This is a genomic window from Streptomyces sp. D2-8, from assembly GCF_023184515.1.
Taxonomy (GTDB): domain Bacteria; phylum Actinomycetota; class Actinomycetes; order Streptomycetales; family Streptomycetaceae; genus Streptomyces.
On record NZ_JAAHBP010000048.1, the window covers coordinates 1 to 7,235 of the forward strand.

Here is a 7,235-nt window from a genome sequence, read left to right on the forward strand (position 1 = left end):
TCCTCGGCATGCCTACCGACGAGGCATCCGTCAACATCACCCGCAGCCGTCTCGGACGCCTCCTCCGGCAAGGCTTCCTCACCCAGCCCGGACGAGGCCGCTACCAGAAACGGACTTAACGTCCACTCAGTTCAGGGGCTCCGTCATGCAAGAGGAGGGAACGTGGCTGTGCGTTCACTGTGCGGCGAGAGTTGCTACGTACGAGGCTCCTGGCGCTGCTCTCAGCAGTTACGGACCGACCACACCGGATTCCAGTCCTGCGTCCCCACCTGCGGCGGGGAGAAGGCGCGCAGGACCTGCCCTTGGGAGCCGTAGAAGTACGAAGTGACCCAGCCGGTCTGCTTGTTGAGGTAGTAACCCGTGCCGAGCCAGTTGGACAGGTCCCAGCGGTCGCAGGTGTAGAGGAAGAACACCTTCCATTTCGCGACGGTTGAATCCCACACCTCGAGGCAGAGGTTGCCCGCCCCTGCAGTCGAACTGCTCGTTCTCCGCCCGGTGGATCCAGTTGGCGGAGGGAGAGATCGTGGGGGCCGAACCACGCAGATCACGCAGGCGATTTCTCAGGGGGGAGGGAAGCCGTTCAGGCGATGGATGCCGAGACGATGGCAGAGACAGCGAGGTTGCAGGAGGCCGTCACCCAGACCGCGGGGTGGGGCTCGGCCTCGACCAGCGTGGCGCCCAGGCGCCCCGGCGTGACCAGGTCCACCACCAGGAACGCCACCGCCATCATCACCAGTCCCAGCAACCCGAACGCCGCGGTCGAGAGCAGTCCCTTGCCGAAGTCCTCGTAGGTCGTCCAGATGGACGTGAACACGATGCCACCTATACCGAGGAGCGCGGAGCTGAGGACCGTGGCGGCGTTGCGATTGCGCTCTTCCCAGATCTGGCGGCCCAGCTTTCCAGGCGTCAGCACATCGACCAGGACGATGCCGAGGACCAACAGGACCAGCCCCATACCGCCGTACGCAGTGGCCCGCCCGAGTCCGTTGACGATGTCGCTCATGAGGTTGGCAACTCCGAAGCGTAGAGATCATGAGTGATCGCGATCAAGGAGAGGCAAAATGTAGCGCACACGTCCCGCTCGCTGAACGGCGCCCAGCTCTCCGTGGGGACACGGCCGGAGTTCCTGTGGTGTGGGGACGGCAAAGGGCGCTTCGGGTCGAGAATGCGCGATCATGACCGGATGGATGCTCGCTTTTTCGGTATCGCTGAGCTGGTCGAAGCCCCGTCCGTGGCGGTCGTGGTCGACGTCATGCGTGCATTCACGGTGGCTGCCTGGGCGTTCGGCCAAGGGGCGGAGAAGATCGTGCTTGCTGAGTCGCTGGACGAAGCCCTGGCGCTCAAGGCTCGGCACCCGGATTGGGTGGCGCTCAAAGACGGCCCGCCCGCGCCGGGGTTCGACATGGTCAACTCGCCGGGCATGATGCGCTCCACTGACCTCGGCGGACGGACCGTTGTGCAGAAGACCACGGCCGGGACGGTCGGCGCCCTTGCGGTCAAGGACGCGTCGTTGGTGCTGTGCGCGGGTTTCGTGGTGGCGGAGGCAACGGCTCGGCTCTTGCGGACGCGCGCGTGTGGACGTGTCACGTTCGTGGTCACCGGCGAGGGCGGGCGGGCCGACGAAGATCTGGCGTGCGCCCAGTACATCGCCCGGAGGACCGCCGGGGCCGGGACGGACGCAGCCGAGTTCCTCCGCCGCGCCGGCGCATCGCGTGCCGCCGCTGAGCTGGCGGAGGGCGTGCGTCAAGGAGTTCATCCTGATGACGTCGCACTCTGCCTTGAGCTCGACCGGTTCCCCTTCGCCATGGTGGCGGCCCTGGAAGACTCGCTCATGGTCCTCCGTCCGTGCGCCGTGCCTTCGCTGACCGACGGGGCGTCGGGCTGATCGCTGGTGAGCGGTTGCTGTTGGGGTGCCGACCACCTCGAGGCAGAGCGCCCGGGACAGGTCGGTGCATAGGCAGTGGTCCGCGGGCTCGAGGGCGAGGACCTTGGCACGCCTGGCCAGCAGGACCTCCAGAGCAGGGGGCCACAGCGCCCGTCAGGCCTGCCCGTGTTCCTTCGCCGGTGCCGACCGGAAGTGAGGCCCGCCTCGCGCTCGGGTCCGAGTCCGTCCGCCATTGGTCGGCGGCGCCCCCGTCCACCCCACCAGGTCGTCCAGCCAGGTCATCAGGCACCGTAGGGTCCGCGGTGGCGAGATGGTTCGCGCCGGCAGCAGCGGACGAAGTGCCGTCCGCTTGAAGGGGAAGGAGTCGAGAAGACATGCGTGTGCGCGTCATCGTGGCCCACGGCTTGGGGGAGGCGTTCCGATGAGCGGAGCCGAGGACCCGGTCCTCTTCCACACCACCGGGCGCACCGCCCGCATCACGCTCAACCGGCCGCGAGCCCTCAACGCCCTCACACACACCATGGTCCGCCGCATCGACGAGGCGCTCACCGCATGGGAGCGGGACCCTGCCGTCGAGACCGTCGTCATCACCGGCGCGGGGGAGCGGGGCCTGTGCGCCGGCGGTGACATCCGTGCGATCCACGATGACGCCCGCGACGGCGACGGCACCGCCTCCGCCGCGTTCTGGCGCGACGAATACCGCCTCAACGCCCGCATCGCCCGCTACTCCAAGCCGTACGTCGCCGTGATGGACGGCATCGTGATGGGTGGCGGTGTAGGCGTCTCGGCGCACGGCAGCGTCCGTGTCGTCACCGAGCGGTCCCGGGTCGCCATGCCGGAGACCGGCATCGGCTTCGTGCCGGACGTGGGCGGCACCCACCTGCTCGCCTTGGCGCCCGGGGAGTTGGGAACCCATCTGGCCCTGACGGGTGCTCAGGTCGGCGCCGCTGATGCGCTGCTGTGCGGGCTCGCCGACCACCACGTGCCGGCGGCCTCGCTGCGGGATCTTCTCGACGCCCTGACCGAGCTGCCCGTGGAGGAGGCCTTGGCCGGCTCGGTGCGGACACCGCCGCAGGGCGTCCTGGCCGCCCAGCGCCACTGGATCGACGCCTGCTACGCCGCCGACGCCGTCGAGGAGATCGTGCGTCGACTGCTCGCGCAGGATGACCCAGCCGCCAAAGAGGCTGCGGAGACCCTGCTCGCCAAGTCGCCGACCGCCCTCAAGGTCACCCTCGCCTCCCTGCGTCGCGCCCGGAGGCTCGGCCGGCTGGAGCCGGTCCTGAACCAGGAGTACCGCGTCTCCTGCGCCGCCCTGGACGCACCCGACCTGGTGGAGGGAATCCGCGCCCAGGTTGTCGACAAGGACCGCAGGCCGCGCTGGTCGCCGAAGACCCTGGCCGAGGTCACCGACGCCGATGTCGAGCGCTTCTTCACCCCGCTCGGCGAGGGCGAACTCGGGCTGCCACCGGTCATGCGCTGAAGCAGTGCGGATGTCGGGCTTCGAGCAGTGCAGGCATCAGAGCGCCGGAGAACCTGACATCTGTGTCGCCGGGGTGGGGCGCAGGAGGCGGCGAAGCCCCCGGCGCCCTCGCCCCATCGGCTTCACGAAACGTCAGAGCATGAGCAGCAGCCGGGTGTTGGGTACGAGTTTCCGATTGACGCTGGTGCTCTGCACGAAGATGGTGAAGTGGTCGTTGTGGTCCGGCTTGACGCGGACTTCCGCGTTAGGCAGCCCGAGCAGGGCACGGGCTTGGGGCCCTGTATACACGCGGTCCGTCTTCTTCTCCAGCACCGCGATCTGCTTTTGCGCCTGGACCTTCTCAGACTTGCTCAACTCGTAGAACGCCCCACCGGTCCGGTAGGTGTGCCCGCATTCGATGACCCACTCCTTGATTGCCGCGTTGCGAGCCACGGGGATCAGCTGGTACTTCGATGGCTCGACCGGGGTGAGTCCGGCAGCCTTGATGGTGTCTTCGTTGACCGTTTCCGCGCCGGTGGAGAACACCGCGCGTGATCCCCGGATGCCCTGGGTGCGGCCCATCATGAAATTCTCGGTGGCCTGCTGGATGACCTGCCCGGCCTCCTCAAGACCCTGCGTGCTGGTGGCGTCCCATATGGCGATGTTGTCTTTGGGAAAGCCGCACTGCATGGCCTCGCGCTTGCCCATCTGGTCGGGTACCAGGACGGCCAGCGTCCAGTTGTCCTGCTGGGTCTCGATCATTTGGGCCACGGCCCGGACCAGGTCACGTGGATCCTTGGTGGGGGAATCCTGGCAGCGGTGGCTCGCGTTCTCCTGCCCGTCGGTCAGAACGAACGTCAAGAAACTGTGGTCGCCGTACAGTTGGGCCGTCTGCGCCAGCTCGCGCTGCGACTTCAGTGCGGCTGCCAGAAGGGCCGTCATTCCACCGGTCCGGTACAGCTGCTTCAGCGACGGCATGCGCAGCACGTCCTTGTCGTAGATGACGCATTCCACCTTGTCGGCGAAGACGTACACCGTGACGCGGGTTTCCTGGTCCAGTTCCCTTGAACGGCGCGCGAGATAGGCGATCTGCTGGTCGGCGACTTCGACGACTTTACGACTCAGGTGCGACATCGACGAGCTGGCATCCAGCACGAGAGCAACGTGGTTGATGTAATTCTGGCTCACGGACATCACAGCTCCCCCTCGTTCCGGCTTGATGTTCCTACCTTCTCACCCACCACTGACAATCGATCTCGGCTCCCGGCACCGGCGAGGCTCCGTACGCTCTGCATGGCCGGTCCGCGTGGGGCTCGCGTCTGCCGTTCCCGTGGCCGGTACTCGCTCGCATGCGAACTTCGGCTCGGCTCGGTCGACTTCGCCGCCGCCCGCAGTGGGCTCGGCCGCTTCCTCGACCAACAGCCGTGCGATGGTCGGCCGGGCAGTCAGTTGGTGCGGTCGGACCAGCCCTGTGGGAGGTCGCCCGGGGCCGTGGCGATGATGGTGTCGTCGTCGGGGCCAACGAACTCGAAGAGGGTGATCTTGGCGAATTCCGGGACCACATAGATCGGGTACGTCGGGCCCTCGTCGCGGTACCTGCGCATCTCGTCGAGGTGGTCGTTCTGATAGAGGACGGTGCGCTCCCCGTGCTCCTCCACCCAGTGAGGGAAGAAGATCACGCCGTGCAGGCGGCGCTTGCCGGGCATGACGTTCACGCAGACCGACGTACCGGTGGGCTCGTTCCAGGAGACCTTGTAGTGGTCGTCGTCCAGCTGGACCAGGTCGACCTGCTGGTCCTTGACCCAACGGCCGCCCACCATGCCGGAGTGGATCCGGTAGTCGATGGTGGTCGGGTTCTTCACGTACATCTCGTACTGCCAGCCGTTGGCGTAGGTGTAGATGAAGCGGTGGCCGACGATCCCGGAAAGCTGCTGCGGTGGTACGGGGTTCCGGACGGTGGTCTCGTGCGCTCCGCTGCTGACCATGTGGGGGTACCTCCTTGTCGCTCACTGCGGTCTCGCCATTCCTCGGCCGCCTCATCGGGCCCCTCCGGCGAGCCGTACTGCTTCGCACCCGCCGCGCGGAGGATCTGCCGGATCTTCCCGAGGCGCAGATCGAACTCCTGAGAGTCCTGTCCGACGCCGGAACCCTCGCCCCGCGCGAGGTTGCCACCCGCCTGCGAGTAGCCTCCTCGACGGTCAGCAACCTCGTCCGCGCCATGACCGCATCCGGCCTCGTCGAGCGCAAGCCGTCACCGACGGACCTGCGTACGACCCTCGTGGCCTCCCCGCGTGCTCTCGACTTGCTCGACCGGTACGACCGAGTGAGCACGGAGACGCTGAGGCCCGCCCTGACTGCCCTCGCGCCGGACAGCCGACAGGCGATCGAGGAGGCGCTGCCGACGCTCACCGAGTTGATCCCTGCCCTGGAAGCAGCACGGTTGACCCCCGGGTTTTGCCTGCGGGGAACGAGAGGTGCGACGGTGGGCACCGCAAGGGGAAGGGCCGCTCCGACCTCCCCAGGTGTCGCAGCCCTTCCCGTCCAGCGGCAAGCGAATACCCCGGCATGCGGATACCACGCCTCACCCGCCTGAGCTGGACCGCAGTCACCTGGCACCCGCGCAACCAGGTTGTGGAGGCAAGGCGTGGTGGCGACGAAGGCCTCATCAGGATCAAGGTTCGGCACCCGGGCGACGCTGCTGAGCCGGGCAGGCGTGGTCGGCCAGAGCAGACACTGCATGGAGAAGCCGAATGTGTGTGGTCAGCTGGTCGGCAGCTGCCATCTGATCTCTCCGTCGTGCCACTGGTCAGTGGGAGTGAGGCCGGCTGAAGTGGCGACGGCGGCGGATGCTTTGTGGTCGGGGTGAATGTGGGCGACGACCGTGTCCACCGAGTGCTGTCGAAGCCAGGCGACGAGCCCCTGGGCTGCCTCGGCGGCGATACCGCGCCGCTGCCAGGGGGTTCCCACCACCCAGGCGATCTCCGCGGCGGCCCTGCGGCCGTCGGCGGTGATCGTCGCCTGGACATAGCCGGTCAAGCAGGCCATGTCGCGGAGCTGGATCACCCAGTTGCACCAGGATTCGGCGGGGCGAGGTGAGCCGGCCGCCCAGCGTTCGTAGCGGGCGCGCAGGGCCCGGGCGGTGTCCGGGGCGCCGCCGGTGAAGATGTGCAGGCCGGGATCGGACAGCACCGCGGCCATCTCGTCGGCGTGCTCGATCTGCAGGGGAAGCAGGGCCAGCCGCTCGGTATGGATGGTTTCGGGCTTGAGGGTCATCACGCTGCCTCCTGGGCGGGGCGTTCGACGAGTATGCCGCGTGCGAAGTGGCCGCCTGCCCGGGCCAGGGCAACGAGCTGGGGCGCGTTTACCGATGATCAGAACGAAGCGGCCGCTCAACCGGACGGTGTGACCGAGGACCACACGCCGAACCACTGCTCGGCGCCGTACTCCTCGAACCGCTCCACCTCGGTGAACCCCAGTTTCGCAGCGAGGCGCATCGCGCGGTCGTTGGCGGTCTGGGTGCAGAGCACCACCGGCTCGCCGGGAAGCGCGTCGGCGAACCAGCCGAGCGCCGCTGAGCACGCCTCGGCGGCATACCCGCATCCCCACGCCTCCGGCAGGAACACATAGCCGAGTTCGGCCTCCCCGGCATCCGGACGGACGTGAGCCGGGCGTTCTGCGTCACGCCGATCGAGCGTGACCATGCCGATCATCGCTCCGTCGAGATCGATCACGAAGAGGCCAGGGCGCCGCCCGGGCATCTCAGGAACCGCACCCTGCTCGACGAGTGGGCCTACCTGCGGCCCTACACCAGCAACACCGAACGCACCGCAGCCCTGGCAGACTTCCTGCACAGCTACAACCACCACCGCTGCCACACCGCACTCGGGGGCC

At 67.7% G+C, this 7,235-nt stretch carries 8 protein-coding genes and 2 pseudogenes; 4 read left to right on the forward strand and 6 right to left on the reverse strand.

Annotated features, from left to right (window positions below; genetic code table 11):
• Positions 1-221 precede the first annotated feature (221 nt).
• Entirely contained in the window at positions 222-443 is a 222-nt protein-coding gene (locus tag G3I77_RS40175) for a hypothetical protein (RefSeq protein ID WP_248512364.1), read from the reverse strand.
• A 137-nt stretch (positions 444-580) separates the two neighbouring features.
• Positions 581-1,003: a DUF350 domain-containing protein gene (locus tag G3I77_RS40180; protein ID WP_248512366.1), complete on the reverse strand. Its 423-nt coding sequence runs from the start codon at positions 1,001-1,003 to the stop codon at positions 581-583.
• A 180-nt stretch (positions 1,004-1,183) separates the two neighbouring features.
• On the opposite strand from G3I77_RS40180, the gene G3I77_RS40185 reads away from it, so the two are divergent.
• Together G3I77_RS40185 and G3I77_RS40190 are read left to right on the forward strand one after the other, a co-directional pair.
• Positions 1,184-1,885, forward strand: a complete 702-nt coding sequence (locus G3I77_RS40185; RefSeq protein ID WP_248512379.1) for a 2-phosphosulfolactate phosphatase — start codon at positions 1,184-1,186, stop codon at positions 1,883-1,885.
• Between the two features lie 421 nt (positions 1,886-2,306).
• Positions 2,307-3,365: an enoyl-CoA hydratase/isomerase family protein gene (locus G3I77_RS40190; protein ID WP_248512367.1), complete on the forward strand. Its 1,059-nt coding sequence runs from the start codon at positions 2,307-2,309 to the stop codon at positions 3,363-3,365.
• Positions 3,366-3,497: 132 nt separating this feature from the next.
• Here G3I77_RS40190 and G3I77_RS40195 read toward each other — a convergent pair whose 3' ends face one another.
• A complete protein-coding gene (locus tag G3I77_RS40195) occupies positions 3,498-4,538 on the reverse strand; it encodes a vWA domain-containing protein (protein ID WP_248512369.1) in 1,041 nt (346 codons plus the stop codon).
• Positions 4,539-4,789: 251 nt separating this feature from the next.
• Complete coding sequence (locus G3I77_RS40200) at positions 4,790-5,329, reverse strand: phenolic acid decarboxylase (protein ID WP_282574510.1); 540 nt, start codon at positions 5,327-5,329, stop codon at positions 4,790-4,792.
• A gap of 14 nt (positions 5,330-5,343) precedes the next feature.
• Here G3I77_RS40200 and G3I77_RS40205 point away from each other — a divergent pair, with 14 nt between their 5' ends.
• Positions 5,344-5,937, forward strand: a complete 594-nt coding sequence (locus G3I77_RS40205; protein WP_248512376.1) for a MarR family winged helix-turn-helix transcriptional regulator — start codon at positions 5,344-5,346, stop codon at positions 5,935-5,937.
• A gap of 167 nt (positions 5,938-6,104) precedes the next feature.
• Here G3I77_RS40205 and G3I77_RS40210 read toward each other — a convergent pair whose 3' ends face one another.
• Together G3I77_RS40210 and G3I77_RS40215 are read right to left on the reverse strand one after the other, a co-directional pair.
• The gene (locus G3I77_RS40210; protein ID WP_374388685.1) at positions 6,105-6,620 is read right to left on the reverse strand and encodes a GNAT family N-acetyltransferase; all 516 of its coding nucleotides are present in this window, start codon (positions 6,618-6,620) and stop codon (positions 6,105-6,107) included.
• A 113-nt stretch (positions 6,621-6,733) separates the two neighbouring features.
• Positions 6,734-7,114 (reverse strand): annotated as a pseudogene (locus tag G3I77_RS40215) (GNAT family N-acetyltransferase); the annotation flags it as partial.
• On the opposite strand from G3I77_RS40215, the pseudogene G3I77_RS40220 reads away from it, so the two are divergent.
• Positions 7,109-7,235 (forward strand): annotated as a pseudogene (locus tag G3I77_RS40220) (integrase core domain-containing protein); the annotation flags it as partial. The pseudogenes G3I77_RS40215 and G3I77_RS40220 sit on opposite strands and share 6 nt — an antisense overlap.